Annotated in this window: 17 protein-coding genes; 6 read left to right on the forward strand and 11 right to left on the reverse strand. The window is 68.8% G+C overall.

All coding sequences use genetic code 11. The features are described from left to right. Positions 1-9 precede the first annotated feature (9 nt). Both ACLIVD_RS29175 and ACLIVD_RS29180 read left to right on the forward strand, forming a co-directional pair. Complete coding sequence (locus ACLIVD_RS29175; protein ID WP_280779880.1) at positions 10-795, forward strand: DUF3109 family protein; 786 nt, start codon at positions 10-12, stop codon at positions 793-795. A 69-nt stretch (positions 796-864) separates the two neighbouring features. Next, positions 865-1,200, forward strand: coding sequence for a hypothetical protein (locus ACLIVD_RS29180; RefSeq protein WP_280779879.1), 336 nt, complete (start codon positions 865-867; stop codon positions 1,198-1,200). Between the two features lie 86 nt (positions 1,201-1,286). Here the strand turns inward: ACLIVD_RS29180 and ACLIVD_RS29185 are convergent, their stop codons facing one another. The 8 genes from ACLIVD_RS29185 to ACLIVD_RS29220 all read right to left on the reverse strand — a co-directional run bounded on the left by ACLIVD_RS29185 (position 1,287) and on the right by ACLIVD_RS29220 (position 9,692). Beyond that, complete coding sequence (locus tag ACLIVD_RS29185; protein ID WP_005251956.1) at positions 1,287-1,976, reverse strand: winged helix-turn-helix domain-containing protein; 690 nt, start codon at positions 1,974-1,976, stop codon at positions 1,287-1,289. Next, on the reverse strand, positions 1,973-3,166 hold the full coding sequence (locus tag ACLIVD_RS29190) for a sensor histidine kinase (RefSeq protein ID WP_280779878.1): 1,194 nt from the start codon (positions 3,164-3,166) through the stop codon (positions 1,973-1,975). The genes ACLIVD_RS29185 and ACLIVD_RS29190 overlap by 4 nt, the downstream gene beginning before the upstream one ends. A gap of 149 nt (positions 3,167-3,315) precedes the next feature. Further along, positions 3,316-4,071: a phosphoglyceromutase gene (locus ACLIVD_RS29195; RefSeq protein WP_206031898.1), complete on the reverse strand. Its 756-nt coding sequence runs from the start codon at positions 4,069-4,071 to the stop codon at positions 3,316-3,318. 43 nt (positions 4,072-4,114) lie between these two features. Then, entirely contained in the window at positions 4,115-5,707 is a 1,593-nt protein-coding gene (locus tag ACLIVD_RS29200) for an AMP-binding protein (RefSeq protein WP_283352847.1), read from the reverse strand. A gap of 150 nt (positions 5,708-5,857) precedes the next feature. Then, the gene (locus ACLIVD_RS29205) at positions 5,858-6,349 is read right to left on the reverse strand and encodes a type III secretion system chaperone family protein (RefSeq protein WP_105416006.1); all 492 of its coding nucleotides are present in this window, start codon (positions 6,347-6,349) and stop codon (positions 5,858-5,860) included. Then, positions 6,346-7,704 carry a D-inositol-3-phosphate glycosyltransferase gene (gene mshA / locus ACLIVD_RS29210; RefSeq protein ID WP_179443231.1) on the reverse strand — a complete coding sequence of 453 codons (1,359 nt, stop codon included), beginning with the start codon at positions 7,702-7,704 and terminating at the stop codon, positions 6,346-6,348. Before mshA ends, ACLIVD_RS29205 begins: the two co-directional genes overlap by 4 nt. 12 nt (positions 7,705-7,716) lie before the next feature. After that, positions 7,717-8,544, reverse strand: a complete 828-nt coding sequence (locus ACLIVD_RS29215) for an alpha/beta fold hydrolase (RefSeq protein WP_283331006.1) — start codon at positions 8,542-8,544, stop codon at positions 7,717-7,719. After that, the gene (locus tag ACLIVD_RS29220; protein WP_491931055.1) at positions 8,490-9,692 is read right to left on the reverse strand and encodes an MFS transporter; all 1,203 of its coding nucleotides are present in this window, start codon (positions 9,690-9,692) and stop codon (positions 8,490-8,492) included. Before ACLIVD_RS29220 ends, ACLIVD_RS29215 begins: the two co-directional genes overlap by 55 nt. Positions 9,693-9,748: 56 nt before the next feature. Between ACLIVD_RS29220 and ACLIVD_RS29225 the strand changes: the two genes are divergently transcribed. Further along, on the forward strand, positions 9,749-10,522 hold the full coding sequence (locus ACLIVD_RS29225; RefSeq protein WP_005251935.1) for a PIG-L family deacetylase: 774 nt from the start codon (positions 9,749-9,751) through the stop codon (positions 10,520-10,522). Here ACLIVD_RS29225 and ACLIVD_RS29230 read toward each other — a convergent pair. After that, positions 10,459-11,103, reverse strand: a complete 645-nt coding sequence (locus ACLIVD_RS29230; RefSeq protein WP_491931056.1) for a hypothetical protein — start codon at positions 11,101-11,103, stop codon at positions 10,459-10,461. The genes ACLIVD_RS29225 and ACLIVD_RS29230 overlap by 64 nt on opposite strands. Positions 11,104-11,166: 63 nt before the next feature. Here ACLIVD_RS29230 and ACLIVD_RS29235 point away from each other — a divergent pair, with 63 nt between their 5' ends. Together ACLIVD_RS29235 and ACLIVD_RS29240 are read left to right on the forward strand one after the other, a co-directional pair. Then, complete coding sequence (locus tag ACLIVD_RS29235) at positions 11,167-11,571, forward strand: PaaI family thioesterase (protein ID WP_005251933.1); 405 nt, start codon at positions 11,167-11,169, stop codon at positions 11,569-11,571. A 3-nt stretch (positions 11,572-11,574) separates the two neighbouring features. Further along, a complete protein-coding gene (locus ACLIVD_RS29240) occupies positions 11,575-12,606 on the forward strand; it encodes a tocopherol cyclase family protein (protein WP_283331003.1) in 1,032 nt (343 codons plus the stop codon). Here ACLIVD_RS29240 and ACLIVD_RS29245 read toward each other — a convergent pair. Further along, positions 12,599-13,264, reverse strand: coding sequence for a cysteine hydrolase family protein (locus ACLIVD_RS29245; RefSeq protein WP_280779869.1), 666 nt, complete (start codon positions 13,262-13,264; stop codon positions 12,599-12,601). The two genes, ACLIVD_RS29240 and ACLIVD_RS29245, sit on opposite strands and share 8 nt — an antisense overlap. A gap of 120 nt (positions 13,265-13,384) precedes the next feature. Here ACLIVD_RS29245 and ACLIVD_RS29250 point away from each other — a divergent pair, with 120 nt between their 5' ends. Continuing rightward, positions 13,385-13,972, forward strand: coding sequence for a DUF742 domain-containing protein (locus tag ACLIVD_RS29250; protein WP_283352844.1), 588 nt, complete (start codon positions 13,385-13,387; stop codon positions 13,970-13,972). A gap of 91 nt (positions 13,973-14,063) precedes the next feature. Here ACLIVD_RS29250 and ACLIVD_RS29255 read toward each other — a convergent pair whose 3' ends face one another. Next, positions 14,064-15,338: an ROK family transcriptional regulator gene (locus tag ACLIVD_RS29255; RefSeq protein ID WP_009474758.1), complete on the reverse strand. Its 1,275-nt coding sequence runs from the start codon at positions 15,336-15,338 to the stop codon at positions 14,064-14,066. Between the last annotated feature and the right edge of the window lie 381 nt (positions 15,339-15,719).

Genomic DNA, 15,719 nt, shown 5'->3' on the forward strand with positions numbered 1-15,719 from the left:
TCACACAAGATGACACCCAGCCCGGAAGTACCCCTCGACTTCGCTCGCGAATGGGTCGAATTTCCCGATCCCGACAACAGCGAGCACATCATCGCCGCGGACATGACGTGGCTGCTCTCCCACTGGACCTGCGTGTTCGGCACCCCCGCCTGCCAGGGCATCATCGGCGACCGGCCGGACGACGGCTGCTGCTCCCACGGCGCGTTCCTCTCCGACGAGGAGGACCTGGAGAAGCTGAACAAGTCAGTGAAGATGCTCACACCCGAGGACTGGCAGTTCATGGAGAAGGGTCTCGGCAAGAAGGGTTACGTCGAGGAGGACGACCTCGAGGACGAGCCCGCGCTGCGCACCCGCCGCTACCACGGCGCCTGCATCTTCCTGAACCGTCCCGGCTTCGAGGGCGGCGTCGGTTGCGCGCTCCACTCGATGGCCCTCAAGCGCGGGATCGAGCCTCTCGAGGTCAAGCCCGACGTGTGCTGGCAGCTCCCGATCCGCCGCACCCAGGAGTGGGTGGAACGCCCGGACGGCGAGCAGATCCTCAAGACCACCATCAGCGAGTACGACCGACGCGGCTGGGGCGAGGGCGGCTCGGACCTGGACTGGTACTGCTCCGGCTCCCCCGACGCCCACGTCGGAGTCAAGGCCGTCTGGCAGTCGTACGCACCCGAGTTGACGGAACTGCTCGGCAAGGCGGCGTACTCGGAGTTGGCGAAGATGTGCAAGCGCAGGGCAGGCCTCGGCCTCGTCGCCGTGCACCCCGCCACCGCCGCCGCCCAGCGGAAGGCCGCCGAGTAACGCATCAGACCCATCGGTCGATTTACCCGTCACGGCCCCATTCCGGGCACAGCCATGACGGGAGAGATCATGTTCGCTCGAATTCTGACAGGTGCCCTGTTGACCGCCGCCGCGACGCTTGCCCTCGCGCCGACCGCGTCCGCCCAGCCGACCCCGGACTGGAACACCTTCTACGACAAGACGGCGAACTTCGTCGCACCGTTCGATCCGGGTGCGTTCGGCGACAAGGGTGACCGGGCGCTCGTGCTGAGCCCGTACGGAACCGGCCGGGTCATCGAGTGCAAGGGCGACGGGCACTACGTCGCGGTCTACTGCAGGCAGTTCGACGACCAGGGAGGCGAACACGCCCTCACGCAGGTCATCTCGGCGCCGTTCCGCGGTGTCTACGTGTACAACCCGTTCTGACGCACGCCCACGAATTCGTCAGCCGCACACGCAATTGCGTGTGCGGCTGACGAATTCTTCTGTAACCGTGGCGGATCGGCGTCCGCTCACGCCTCCAGTTTGTAGCCCAGGCCTCGGACGGTGACGAGATGCTCCGGCTTGGCCGGGTCGGTCTCGATCTTCGAACGCAGACGCTTGACGTGCACGTCGAGGGTCTTGGTGTCGCCGACGTAGTCCGCGCCCCACACCCGGTCGATCAGCTGCCCGCGGGTGAGCACCCGGCCCGAGTTCCGCAGCAGGTACTCGAGGAGGTCGAACTCCTTGAGCGGCAGCGTGACAGCCTCGCCGTTCACCTGGACCACGTGACGTTCGACGTCCATCCGGACCGGCCCCGCCTCGAGGACGGCCGAGTCCTGCGCGACGTCGAGTTCGCTGTCGACGCCGCGGCGCAGCACCGCGCGGATGCGGGCGATCAGTTCCCGCGCCGAGTACGGCTTGGTCACGTAGTCGTCGGCGCCGAGTTCGAGGCCCACCACCTTGTCGATCTCACTGTCCCGTGCCGTCACCATGATGACGGGGACACCGGACCGGCTGCGGAGTTGCTTGCAGACGTCCGTGCCGCTCATGCCGGGCAGCATGAGGTCGAGGAGGACGATGTCGGCACCGGCCCGGTCGAACTCGGCGAGCGCGGACGGTCCGTCGCCGACGATCGTCGTCTCGAACCCTTCCTTGCGTAACAGGAATGCCAATGGGTCGGCCAGTGACTCCTCGTCTTCCACGATCAGCACACTTGTCATCGCTTGGCCTCCATACCGGTTTCTCTCTTCCCGACGTTTCCGCTCTCGGCGTCCACTGTCTCGATGTGTGCAGGAATCTGCAGGGTAAACGTCGAACCTGTTCCGGGCTTGCTCCACAGGTCGATGGATCCGTTGTGGTTGGCGGCCACGTGTTTGACGATCGCAAGACCGAGTCCCGTTCCGCCGGTCGCGCGGGCGCGCGCCTTGTCGACGCGGAAGAAGCGTTCGAACACGCGCTCCTGGTCGGCCTTGGCGATGCCTTCGCCGCGGTCGGTCACCGAGATCGCCACGTTGTCGCCGCGGATCGACCGGCTCACCGACACCGGGGCGCCCTTCGGCGAATAGGCGATCGCGTTCTGGACCAGATTGGACAGGGCGGTGACGAGCAGGGCGCGGTCGCCGAGCACCTCGTAGCCGCTGTTGTGGTCCGTGGTGACGGCGATCCCGGCGGCTTCCGCGGAGATCTTGCAACGCTGCAGCGCCTCGTCCACCACCTCGTCGACGGAGACGGCTTCGAGGTCGGGCAGTTTCTCGGCGCCCTGCAGCCGCGACAGCGCGATCAGTTCGGTGACCATCTTGCCGAGCCGGACGGATTCACTGAGCACGCGTTCGCCGAAGTGCCGGACCGACTCGGGGTCGTCCGCCGATTCGAGGAGTGCCTCCGCCAGCAGACCCATCGCGCCGACCGGGGTCTTGAGTTCGTGGCTGACGTTGGCGACGAAGTCGCGGCGGGTCGCTTCCATCCGGACTTGCTCGGAGTCGTCGTCGGCGAACAGGACCACGAAGTTGTGGTCTTCCTTGCTGAGCAGACGTGCGGTGCCGCGCACCGCGATCCGATCCCGTCCCCGCTGCGGGTTCTTGGTACTCAGGTCGACCTCGACGGGTTCGCCGGTTTCGAGGACCCGGAGCGCCGCCACCCACGCACGGTCGTCGACGAGCCGGTTCCGCACCAGGCCCAGCTCCTCCGCCCGGGGGTTGAACAGGACGACGTCGTGGAACTGGTCGACCACGGCGATGCCGCTCTCGGATGCCAGCACGATCAGGTCGAGGACCTGCGACATCGTGAGCCCGGACTTCTCTTCCATCCGCTGCGCCTGCCGGGTGGACAGCATGGGGATCAGCACGCCACCGACGAGGTAACCGACGAAGCCGCCCACGATGGCAAGCAAGACGGCTTGAACAACACTCACGCCTGAATCGTACGTTCGCGCGGCGGGCCGGTTACGCAGGGTCCAGGCATTTCCGCGCACGTCACACGCGGGAACCGGAGTCTTCGTCCGTAGTTAACCTGCCGTTGGCCGGACGTCCCGCGAACGGGACGTCCGGCCGGACGCACGGGTTACTTCCCGCCCTGGTTCGCGACCGCGGCGGCGCCCGCGGCGGCGGCTTCGGGGTCGAGGTACGTGCCGCCGGGGTTGAGCGGCTTCAGGTTCTCGTCCAGGTCGTAGCGCAGCGGGATGCCCGTCGGGATGTTCAGGCCCGCGATGTCCTCGTCGGAGATTCCGTCGAGGTGCTTGACGAGGGCGCGCAGCGAGTTGCCGTGCGCGGTGATCAGCACGGTCTTGCCGGCCTTCAGGTCGGCGGAGATGGTGTCTTCCCAGTACGGGATCAGGCGGACGACGACGTCCTTCAGGCACTCCGTCAGCGGGACCTCATCGAGGTTCGCGTAGCGGGGATCGGTGTCCTGGCTGTATTCGCTGCCTGCCTCGATCGGCGGCGGCGGGGTGTCGTAGCTGCGGCGCCACAGCATGAACTGCTCGTCGCCGTACTTCTCCTTGACCTGCGCCTTGTTGCGTCCCTGCAGGGCACCGTAGTGGCGCTCGTTGAGACGCCAGTCGCGGGTGACGGGAATCCAGTGCCGGTCGGCGGTGTCGAGCGCGATGTTGGCGGTGCTGATCGCGCGGCGCAGCAGCGACGTGTACAGCACGTCGGGGAGCAGGTTGTGCTCGAGCAGCAATTCGCCGGCGCGCTTGCCCTCGGCGATGCCCTTATCGGTCAGGTGGACGTCCACCCAGCCGGTGAACAAGTTGAGCGCATTCCATTCGCTCTCGCCGTGGCGGAGCAGCACAAGGGTTCCGGTACTCATGCCGTTCATCCTGGCATGCCTCCCGGAACCCTCGCGCCGTGAACCCCTGCCGTCAGCTCCGGCCGGCCTCGCTGGCCCGCAGATCCTTGCGGAGGATCTTGCCCGCGGCGGACTTCGGCACCAGGTCGATGAACTCGACCTTGCGGACCTTCTTGTGCGGCGACACCCGCTCGGCGACGAACGCGATGACCGCAGCCTCGTCCAATTCGGCACCGGGCTGGCGGACGACGAACGCCTTCGGCACCTCCTCACCCTCGTCGTCGAGAACCCCGATGACGGCGGCGTCGGCGATCTGCGGGTGCGTCAACAGCAACGCCTCCAGCTCGGCGGGCGGCACCTGGTAGCCCTTGTACTTGATCAGCTCCTTCATCCGGTCCACGATCGTCACGACGCCCTCGGAGTCGACGGTCGCGATGTCGCCGGTGTGCAGGTACCCGTCCCCGTCCAGGGTCTCCGCGGTGGCCTCGTCGTTGCCGAGGTACCCGGCCATGATGTTCGGGCCCTTGCACCACAACTCACCCGGTGCGCTGACACCCTCGGCCGGGTAGGCGACCTCCTCGCCGGTGGCCGGGTCGACCAGCTTGCATTCCATGTTCGCGATCGACGGACCCACCGAATCCAGGGCGATGTCGTCACGGTCGAACGGAATCGCATGCGAGACCGGGCTCATCTCCGACATCCCGTAGCCCTGCCGCACCCGGCAACCCAGCCGGTTCGCGACGGCCTTGCCCAGCTCCTGATCCAGCGGGGCGGCGCCGGAGAAGATCGAATGCACACTCGACAGGTCGTAATCGTCGACCAGCGGATGCTTGGCCAACGCCACCGCGACCGGCGGGGCGATGAACACATACGTGCACCTCTGGCCGGACACGATCGACAGGAATTCGACCAGGTCGAACTTCGGCATCGTCACCAAGCTCGCCCGGTTGTACAGGGCCGCGTTCAGCAGCACCGTCATCCCGTAGATGTGGAAGAACGGCAGCACCGCCAGGAGCTTGTCGTCGGCGCCGATGCCCATCCGCGGGTTGATCTGACACACATTCGCCACCAGGTTGCGATGCGTGAGCATCACCCCCTTCGGCCGGCCGGTGGTCCCGGACGAATACGGCAGCACCGCCAGCTGGGTCGCCGGATCGAACGACACCTCCGGGGCGGAGGCGCGCTCGGCCAGCAGATCTTTCAGCGACGGGTGCCCGTCGGCGCCGTCGAGGACGATCACGTTCGCTACCGGAATCCCGACCTTCGCGGCCGCGGCCTTGGCCTGCGGCAGCAGCGGGGAGACGGTGAACAGGAACTTCGCCTTCGAGTCGGTGAGCTGCTTGGCGATGTCCTCGGCGGTGTAGAGGGCGTTGATGGTGGTCGCGACGCCACCGGCCCGCAGGATCCCGTGGAACACCGACGCGAACGCGGGAACGTTCGGCGAATGCAGACCCACCACCTCGCCGACGGCGAGACCGCGCGCGGCCAGCGCCCCTGCCACCCCGTTGATCTGGGCGACCAGCGACTGGTACGTGGTGACCGCGCCGGAGGCACCGTCGATCAGCGCGGGCCGGTCCCCATCGGCCGTGTCGACCTGGCCGAAAAGGAAATCGTAGACACTGAGGTTCGGAATCTCGACGTCCGGAAACGGGCTCTTGAAGCTCACTGGGGCCTCTCCCTCGAAGTGTTGCAGCAGCAGTTGTCGGTACAAGTTTCTGTGAACATCAGACACATGTACCTAACCTGTGACAACAGTCACAAGCTCGCCGCAACTCTACCCGCGCGTATTTCCCGTCCGCGGGCGGTCGACCAGCACTCAGGCCTGCGAGTCCTCGATGAGATGCTCGAACGGTTTCAGGTTCGCCAGCGACTCCCCGCGTGAGACGCGCCACTCCCATTCGCGCTTGATGGACTCGGCGAATCCGAGCTCGAGGAGAGTGTTGAAGTCGCCGTCGGCCGCCTCGAGCACCTGCCCGAGAATCCGGTCCAGTTCGTCCGCGGTCACCGCGTGCTCGGCGATCTGACCGACCAGGTAGATGTCGCCGATCTTGTCGATCGTGTACGCCACCGAGTACAACCGGCGATTGCGCCGCAGCAGGTACTTGTAGACGCCTTCGAAGTTCTCGTCGGGTTTGCGGCAGACGAACGCCTCGACGCGCAGACCGTGCTTGCCGACGGTCAGGAGCGTGGTGGTCTTGAGCTTGCGCTCGCCGGGCAACTCGACGATAAAGTGCGTCGAGTCCTTCCTGGTGAAGTCCATCTCACGTTCGGTCAGGGCGGACTCGATCACGTCGGCCAGCTCGCTCATGCGCGCACCCCTCCGGCCCTGCGCAGCTTCCACAATCCGCGTCCGCGACGCGGGGAGAATTCGCTGGGGCCGTGTCCGTAGTTGTAGTTGACGGTCGCCATCCGATAGCTCTCGAGGAGGCCGTCGGCGGTGTGTTCCCAGGAGAAATTCTCCGCGTGACGCGGAGCCTCGGCGGCCAGCGCGGCGAGCCTGCCCGGCTCGGAGACCAGCGACTGCAACGCCGTCGCCCAGTCCTCGGTGCGGTGCCCGTCCACGAGAAGCCCGGTTTCGCCGTTCCGGACGGCGACGCCGAGACCGCCCACGTTCGCGGCGATCACCGGAGTGCCGCAGGCTTGCGCCTCGATGGCCACCAGCCCGAACGACTCCGAATAGCTCGGCACCGCAACGAGATCCGAAGCCCGGTACACGTCGACGAGCCGGTCGGGCGCCTGCGGCGGCAGGAACGTCACCCGAGCGGCGATGCCGAGCGAAGACGCGAGTTCGATCAACGCGTCCGGCCGGGCCAGCCCGGACCCGGACGGGCCGCCGACCACGAGCACCCGCAGTGTCGATTCGGGATCTCGGGCGATCAGCTCGGCGGCGGCGCGGAGCAGGACGTCGGGCGCCTTGAGCGGCTGGATGCGTCCGACGAACGTCACGACGGTCTCACGCGGGTCGAGCCCCAGCTTCGCCCGGGCGGCGGCCCGGTCGCCCGGCCGGTACCGCGTCAGATCGGCGCCCGGCGCCACCACGTCGATCCGGTTCGGGTCGGCGCCGTAGTGGCGGACCAGCTGATCGGATTCCTCGGTGGTGTTGGCCACGAGCCGGTCGGACTCGGCGACCACCTGCTGCTCGCCGATCTGGCGGGCGGCCGGTTCGGGAGTGTCACCATCGGCGAGCGACAGATTCTTGACCGCCGCGAGCGTGTGCGCCGTGTGCACGAGCGGCACACCCCAGCGGTCGCGGGCGAGCCAGCCGACCTGCCCCGACAACCAGTAGTGCGAGTGCACCAGGTTGTAGTAGCCCGGTTCGTGGCGGGCCTCCTCGCGGAGCACCCCGGCGACGAACGCGCAGAGCTGCGTGGGCAGATCCTGCTTGTCCAGCCCCTCGAACGGGCCGGCCACCACGTTGCGGACGAGGACCCCCGGGGCCGCTTCCTGGACCGGTGCGTCGGCGGACGACGTGGCCCGGGTGAAGATTTCCACCTCGACGCCGCGACGCGCCATCTGGATGGCGGACTGCAGCACGTAGACGTTCATGCCGCCCGCATCGCCGGTACCGGGCTGCGCCAGTGGTGAGGTGTGGACCGAGAGGACGGCCACCCTGCGGGGGCGCGAATTGTGCATGGGCGTCACCACTCCATAGTGCTCCCTCACCGATCGGCCCCTTTAACCGAGGTTGTCGACGAACTCGCCGACCTCTTTCACGAACCTGTCGGGATCCTCCACGAACGGTCCGTGATCGCAGCCTTCCCAGAACGACGCCCGCGCCTGCGGGATCAGCTCTGCAGCGTGCCTACCAGCTGAGACGTCGACGACGGAGTCCTCGGTGCCGTGCAGGACGAGCACCGGCACGTCGAGCGAGCGGAGCAGCTCGTCGTGACTCGCGGACCGGTTGAAGAGGGCGGCCCGCACCCGGGGCGGGGTGGCGAGGCTGGCCCCGAACAGCGCCTGCGACTGTGCGCCCTTGCCTTCCGGCGGTCCGGTGAGCGCGTTGCCGAACGCGCCCAGCGCGCGGATCGCGTCGCGCGGCTCCTCGGACATCGCGCCGGGGATCGCCGCGCGCATCGCCGCGCCGACCTTGCCGCCTGCCTCCCCGCGACCGATGCTGGTGATGGCTCCGACGAGGACCACGCCGTCGACGGCGGACGTGCCGTGCGACGCCAGGTAGTCGCAGATCACGAGGCCGCCGTAGGACCAGCCGAGGAGCACGGCGCCGGACGTGACGCCTTCGGCCGTGAGTACCGCGTCGACGTCCCCGGCCCAGATCGCGGAGTCGTCGTAGCCCGCGTCGGGTGCACCTGAGTAGCCGTGTCCGCGCAGGTCGACGGCGATGACGCGGTAGCGGGCCGCGAGTTCGTCGAGCACCCCGGGGCCCCAGCACTTCGAGGACTGCGCCCAACCGTGCAGGAGGACCAGGGTCCGCGCGTCGGGGGCACCGGTCACCGAGTAGACGAGGGGCGTTCCGTCGACGCCGACTGTTTCACGAATAGCCATGGGGTCACCATAGAGGCCAGCAGCGCGGCGACCGCCGCCACCGCGTAACCCGCGGTCGTGCCGAATTCGTCGATCATCCGGCCCGCGAGTGCCGACCCCATCGCGACGCCGACACCCAGTCCGGTGACGATCCAGGTGATGCCCTCGGTCAGCGCGGCCGCGGGCACGATCTGCTCGACGAGACCGGTCGTGACGATCATGATCGGTGCCACCGTCATCCCCGCCACCGCGTAGGCGACGGCGAGCGCCGGAATGCTGTCGGCCAGAAGGAGTGGAACCGTCAGGACTGCCACCGCGAGGACCGCGACCATCAGCTGTTTCCGGAGCGGCGCCGACACCCGGATCGCGCCGAACACGATGCCCGCCACAGCGGAACCGGCCGCGAACAGGGCCAGCACCACGGTGGCGGAGGCGGGTGCGTCGTGGCTTCGGGTGAAGGCGATGGCACCGACGTCGATGACGCCGAAGATCGTGCCCATCGACACCATCACCGCCACGAGGATCCACACGGCGGGGGTCCGGACGACGGACGGGCGACCGTCGTGCGTTGCCGAATGCACGGGGGGTTCGGTGCCGCGCTGAGCGACGAGTGCGAGCGTGCCGACCACCAGCAGGACGAGACCCGCGAGCGGTCCCGCCTCGGGGAACACCGTGACGGACAATCCGACGGAGACCACCGGTCCCGCAATGAAGCACAGCTCGTCCACCACCGCCTCGAACGCGAACGCCGTCCGCAACAGTGACGTGCCGCGGTACAGCTCGGTCCAGCGGGCGCGCACCATCGCACCGATCGTGGGCATGCAGCCGGCGGGAACGGCCCACACGAACAGCACCCAGTCGGGCGTCCCGAACCGGACGCACACCAGCATCGCGGCGATGGACGTCGCGCTGATCCCCGACGCGACGGGAAGGACACGGGACTGCCCGTACCGATCCACCGCCCGGGACACGACCGGGGTGATGAACGCGTAGGTCAGCGCGAACACCGCGGCGAGGGCACCGGCCAGTGCGTAGTCGCCGCGCAGTTCGGACAGCATCGTGACGATGCCGATGCCGACCATGGCGATCGGTACCCGCGCAACGAATCCTGCGGCGGAGAACGCTGCGGAGCCGGGGGCGGCGAAGATCTGACGATAGGTACCGAGCACGCGTCGAGCCTCACAGATCGTGGCCGCGACTTCCAGCACGTGCAAGTATTGCGCTCATGAGTGTCCTGGTGTGTTTCCACGCCCATCCCGACGACGAAGTGTTCACCACGGGCGGCGTGATGCGTCAGGCCGCCGACGCCGGTCATCGCGTCGTCGTGGTCACCGCGACGGACGGGGCGCTCGGCGAGGCCCCCGACGGGATCCTGACCGACGGCGAATCACTCGCCGAGCGTCGGCGCCGCGAGCTGGAGGAGTCGACGTCGCTGCTCGGCGCCCAGCGTGTGGTGTTGCTGCACTACGCGGATTCCGGGATGGCGGGAACGCCGGAGAACGAGAACCCCGCCGCGTTCTGCAACGTCGACGTCGAGGAGGCCGCTGCCCGGCTGGCCGCGATCCTCGTCGAGGAATCCGCCGACGTGGTCACCATCTACGACCCCAACGGTGGCTACGGTCATCCCGATCATGTCCAGGTGCATCACGTGGGCATCCGGGCCGCCGAACTGGCCGGTGTGCCGCACGTCTACGAGGCCGCCGTGAGCCGCGACCACATCCGGCGGCTCATGGCCGCCAATCCGGAGTGGTCCGAGAACACCCAGCCACCGGACCTCGACACGTTCGGTCTGCCGGACTCCGAGATCACCACGGTCGTGGACGTCACCTCGGCCATGGACGCCAAGCGCGCCGCGATGCACGCGCACGCCACCCAGATCGGGGATTTCGGCCCGTTCCTGCAGATGCCCGAAGACCAGTTGCGGGCGGCGTTCGGTCAGGAATGGTTCCGCCGCCGCGGGGCACCGGCCGGCCTCGCGGAGTCTTCGCTGCCCCTCTGATCGACCGGCCCGGGTGTCCTCCTGCCGGAGAACCGCTTCCCCGCCAGGGTGAGGACGGCTGCGGCGAGGAGGCATCCGCCCGCCCCGATCCCGGTCACCGTGCCGGGTGCCACGGTGGTCGTCAGACCCACGACGAGCCCGGCAGCGGCGACCACGACGAGCAGCGCACCGAGGACGGTCAACGACGACTCGCCGAGTACGCCGGCCAACGGCACGAAGTGGACGCCGACGGCGAAGCACACCCAGACCGGTATCCACGCCGACAGACCCGTGTTTCCGAGAACGGCGGCGCCCGCCCAGATCACCGCGAACTCGACCACCACCACGAGGGTGTACCGCCGCCGGACCGCCCGGTCCGCCAACGCGGAACTCTCGGCGGGACTACGCACGGCGAGTACCGCTCCCAGCACGGCGACGACGAGCGCCACCACGATGGCGGCGTCGAGGAGCACGGTGAGGGGGCGGCGAAGGTCGACGGCCATGGCCCAGCCGAACCAGCCTGCGGCGAAGAATCCGACCACCGCGGCGGCGCTCCCCCGCGCCCGGCCCGACCGGCGGGCGGCTTCCGACAGACTGGACATCCCGCCAATCTAGCCCCGCGAACCGCCTGCGCGGGTGTGGTTCCGCGCCTAGCATCCACGGGTATGGATCCCGCTGATCTCGTCGCGACCATGCCGTTCGCCGTGCACACCGGGGTTCGTCTCACCAAGGCCGCACCCGAGGAGGTCGTCGGGCACCTCGAGTGGGAACAGCACCGCACGACCGCGGGAAACGGCATGCACGGCGGGGCGCTGATGACGCTCGCCGACAGCGTCGGAGCCGTCTGCGCGTTTCTCAACCTTCCGGCGGGAGCGTCGACGTCGACCACGAGTTCGAGCACGGTGTTCACCCGCGGCGTCCGCAAGGGCACCGTCACCGCGACCGCGCGTCCGCTGCACGCCGGACGAACCACGGTCGCCGTCGTCACCGAACTGCGGGACGACGAGGACCGTCTCGTGGCGCAGGTGACGCAGTCGCAGGCGGTGCTTCACCCCCAGCCGGGAAGCTGACCGATGTCACGACTGCTGCGGGCATACCGCGCCACGGGAGCGGATCTGCCGTTCGGCAACCTCCTCGCCGCGCACGACGTCGCGATGGAAGGCTATTTCTGGCGGTTCACCCAGCCCGCGACGGGACAGGTCGTCATCGCGCTGGCGGGGATCAACCGGGCCGCGGACGGGCACTGGGCGACGCTCGGTCTCGCCGGTCATCCCACCCGGTTCCTGCGGACCGCCGCGCATCCGGAGGGCTACGCCAACCCTGCCGGACTCGGCGCGTTCGCCGGCGACGCGTTCCGCGGGTCCGTCGACCGCGTGCGGGTGGATCTCGGGCCGGACGCCCGCCTCGACGTCCGGGTCGGCGCCCAGGTTCCGTGGCCGCGGCGCAGGCTCGGCGGGTCGAGTGTGTTCCAGACCGTGCCCGCACTGAACCAGTACTGGCACCCGTGGCTGCTCGGCGGCCGGGCCGAGGGCACGGCCGTGCTGGGCGGCACCGAGATCGACCTCGACGGCGCCCAGGTCTACGGCGAAAAGAATTGGGGCAAGGGCGGTTTCCCCGACTCCTGGTGGTGGGGCCAGGCTCAGGGTTTCGCCGACCGGCAGGCATGTGTCGCGTTCGCGGGCGGCGAGATCACCGCGGGTGGGCTGCGCACCGAGGTCACGGCCGTCGTCGTCGCGCTGCCCGACGGCACGGTGTTCCGCCTCGGCAACCCGGTCACCTCCCCCGTCCGGGCGCACGTCACGGACGATCGGTGGTGGCTGCGGGGCCGCAATCGCACGTGGAGCGTCGAAATCGAGGGCGGTTCCCCGCTGGGCTCGGCGCACGTGCTGCCGGTTCCGCTTCCTGCCGAGCGTCGCAACATTCCCGGCGCCCTCGAGCACCTCGCCGGCTCGATGAGTGTGACGGTCCGCCGTCGCGGTGAGCTCGTCTGGGCCGACGAATCACCACTCGCCGCGTTGGAACACGGCGGTATCGGGCGGGCGCGGGCGGAGCTGCGCAGGCGGGGCGCGCCACCGGACGCGACATCCGCGCCGCCGCTCAGCTGATCACCTCGAGCTCGGGTGGCTGCAATGCCTCGACGATCTCGTCGGTCTCCGCGTGGAGAACCCCTATTCGCCCGGCCTCCTCCAGGTGACGCGCGTCGACGCCCGAGATCGCGTCGGCTGCGACGAGCACCTTGTAGTCGCGTTCGCTGGCGTCGACGATCGTGGCGCGCGGGCAGTTGGGGTAGTTGCATCCCGCGATCACCACGGTGTCGACCCGCCACTGGCGCAGGCGGTCGTCGAGTTCGGTGCGGTAGAACGAACTCCACCGGGGTTTGAACAGGATGTGCTCGGTGGGCGAGACGGTCTGGAGACCGCCGCCGAGGAGCGACTCGGGGTCGAGCGGCGGCACCCCCAGCTCCGGCGCCACCTGGGAGCCGGCGGTGCCCGGTCTGGCGATGTCGAGTCCGGCCGCGATCACGCGGCGCCGGCACAGGTCCACGTCGTCGCCCTCGTACAACCGGACGACGTGCACGATCGGGGCCGAGGCCTCCCGGTAGGCGTCCACGAGACGCGCGATCGCGGGCAGCACCGCCGAGGTGCCGGGAATCGGGGCGGTCCCGCCGTCCACGAAGTCCACCTGCGTGTCGACGACGAGCAGCGCGGACCGGCCGAGATCGGGAGCGAGGAACGGATCCGAGTTCTGCCGCCAGTGGGTCACGCAGCAAATCTAACGCTCACGCACACCCTGTAGCGGGAATCACAGGGACCGGTTCGTTCGCACGCAACGCGGGTTTGGGACCATGGAGCGGGTGGGGTAGTGCGAGAAGGGTCCCAACCGATGACTGTGAGCGATGAGAACTGGCCGTTGATCGGCGCGACAGGGGCGCGCTTCGGATCAGCCGGCCGGCGCCGCAGCGCCAGGAAAGAGCAGGACCCGAGCCCGACGCAGTCGGCCGAATGGGTGGAGCCCGTCCCGGCCGAGGCCGCTCCCGAGCAGGTCGAACCCGTGCCCGAACCTGCCGATCGGACTCCCGAGGCGGCCGACAGTGCTGCTGTCGAGTCCACCGAGTGGGTGGCGCCCGAGGACACCGTCTCCATCGTCCGGCCGTTCATCCTCACGGGCGGGCGGACCGAGTCCGGGGTCGATCTGCCACTGGAGGCGGTCATCGTCGCCCGCGCGGACGGCGACACCGTGGTGGACGGGATGCTTGCGCCGGACGAACTGCGCCGCGTCTTCGCGCTGTGCGCCGAACCGCGGTCGGTGGCCGAGATCGCGTCGCTCGCGTCGATCCCACTCGGGGTCGCGCGCGTACTCGTCGGCGACCTCGCGGCGGCCGGGGCGGTCACCGTGAACGAGACCGCCGGGTCCACCGGCCCGGACCGGAATCTGATGGAACGCGTCCTCGACGGGCTGCGCAAACTCTGAGATCCACCGGGGAGTCGGCGCCCGGAGCGATGCACACGAATTCGTCAGCCGCACAGGCTATTGCCTGTGCGGCTGACGAAGTGCTGTGACGCTAGATCGACGTCCGGCGCATCGCTCCGACCGGATCGGAGTAGATGGTGCTCAGCGACACCACCGTCGAGGCATACTCCTGCACCCGGTTGCCGAAACCGGAGATTCGAATGTCCCTGCGTTCCAGCGACGATGCCTGCGCGAAGGCCTCGGCGACGTGCGGGATACCGGCCGGGTACTCGGTGAACGCCTGGCCCCCGAGGATCACCCGGTCCGGGTTGAACAGGTCCCGCAGCATGGCGACCGTCTTCCCGAGCACCTGAGCACGTTCCACCAGAAGTTCATGCGCGGGAACGGAACCCGACGACGCCGCCTTGTAGAGGGCACTCATCGTCGGCCGCTGGTTCGACTCCGCGAGGATGCCCGCGTCGAGGGCTGCGGAGATGACCGCGCGATCGCTGATCGTCGCCTCGAGGCACCCGCGTGAACCGCACGAGCACTGCGCCGACGAGCCCGTCGGCAAGTGCGCGATCGATCCGGGACCGCTCGACGGAGTGTGAACACGGCCGTCGATGGTGATCGCGATGCCCGCCGTCTCACGGGCGTAGAAGTACAGGCCCGTTTCGCCTTGCGCGACACCGTCTTCGCTGTCCGGGCTCAGCAGCAGTTCGGATGCGGCCATCGCCTCGACGTGCGCCGCGACGGAGACGGGCAACCCGAGTCCGGTCGCGATGATGGCGCCGACCTGGGCGGACTTCCATCCCAGTCGGGGATGGTCGACGACACCGGTCTGCGGATCGACCCGACCGCCGAGTGCGACACCCGCCCACAGCGGGCGACGCCGGTGCCAGCGGGAGGCGAAGGCCCGCGCGCTGCGTGCGATGCCGGCGAGTGCGTCGGCGGACGCTCCCTGCGGGGTGGGTACCTCGACCGCGCCGAGGACCTTCCCTCGCAGGTCACTGGCGATGATGCTGGTCACGACCGCGCCGATGTGGATGCCCACCGTCAGGTAGGGCTCGTGGTTGACCTCGAACGGAACCCGCGGACGACCGATGGCGCCGGACGGCGTGAGGTCGCCGCGTTCGCGCAGCAGCCCGAGGTCGAGGAGCGCCGACACCTGACGGTTGACGGTGGCGATGCTCAGGCCGGTCGCTTTCGCGGCGACGTCCCTGGACAGCGGCCCGCGAGACCGGGCCACCCGCAGTACACCGGCGGCCGGGCCGTCGCTGATCCGCAGCTCAGGGGGAACGATGTGGAGACGGGGACGGGACACGGGCCGCTGGAATCGAGATGCGGAGCCGGTCCGGGTGGGGCTGGAAAGAGTGGGGGTAGACACGTGGCAGTCCTTGCAAGCGGAGGCGGTGCGCACCTTCGTCCGAACGCTGCATCCGTCCCGGGTCGAGAGTGGGACGACCGAGGACGATCGATCAGGAGAAGACTGCGCGAATTAGCTGCAGATGCTGAGACAGCGACAACACAGTTCCCGCGCCAAGGGCAGCCGCGAGCCCAGCGCGGAAGTCACATAGGTGACCCGCGGAGCGGTCGACTGGCCTGAAGACATGACACGAAACTAGCAGCTTCGGTCGGTTTCACCAATCGGAGGGCGCGTCGGCGTGTGGATCCGCGCCGCGCCACTTCCGCAGTTCCCGCCGTTGCGAGGCGCCGCCTGCGGCGCACATCGGAGAGCATCGCCACTCTTGACTACAAGAGTGTCTCA

It is taken from the genome of Rhodococcus sp. G6(2025), assembly GCF_058628105.1.